We start from the raw sequence: 640 nt of genomic DNA, 5'->3' as shown, positions 1-640 counted from the left end.
TATCAGAAAATCGGATCGGCTCTAAGAACGCCTCGCCAGTGGTCCTCGGCTTGGGATCCATTTCACGGATCAGCGAGTCAGAAATTCGATGCGTCGTCCAGAACTATCCGCGCACAGGTCTCATTACGGAAGCTTCCAGATTCACTTCACGCTCTGGAGGGCTTGCCCACTGACACAGCAGGCGTCGCCGTTTCGAATTGCGATCGCGTGATGCTCGTGCCAAAGATAGTTGCATTTTCCGATGAAGCCGCTGGTTTCAATGGAGCGAAAGAATTCACCCTGCCGGCCAGCGATGCCGGCACCTAGATGCCCGGGATTGACATACATGGCGAAGATAAGATGGCGGTCTTTCCGGAATACCGAATAGCTGACATCGTCGACGATAAGGTTCGGTGCACTGCCGGGAACGATGTTGCACAGTTTTGCCAGCCGGCGCGTTGCGTTATCGCGCGCCGCTTGGTTCCAGGCTCCATATGAATGGTGCTGCCTATCGTTGAAGAAAGTTCCGGAAAACGCTGAACCGACAAGCTGAGGAGCAATGAAAAGGAGGTTAATTGAGACGCTGAGCGCGGTGACACAAGTGAGGCCGATCGCGACGCGGTGGGCCGCGCGGCTCTCCATTAGAGCGGAATCCGATCAT

At 55.3% G+C, this 640-nt stretch carries 1 protein-coding gene; it reads right to left on the bottom strand.

Annotated elements, in window-relative coordinates; all coding sequences use genetic code 11:
* Positions 1-141 precede the first annotated feature (141 nt).
* On the bottom strand, positions 142-621 hold the full coding sequence (locus ABTU92_RS28940) for a hypothetical protein (protein ID WP_408095018.1): 480 nt from the start codon (positions 619-621) through the stop codon (positions 142-144).
* Positions 622-640: the final 19 nt, after the last annotated feature.

Origin of the sequence: Rhodoplanes sp. SY1 (assembly GCF_046000175.1) — a bacterium.
Classification (GTDB): domain Bacteria; phylum Pseudomonadota; class Alphaproteobacteria; order Rhizobiales; family Xanthobacteraceae; genus Rhodoplanes.
Note: the sequence above shows the minus strand (reverse complement) of the source record. Positions and strands in the feature narration are given on the sequence as shown.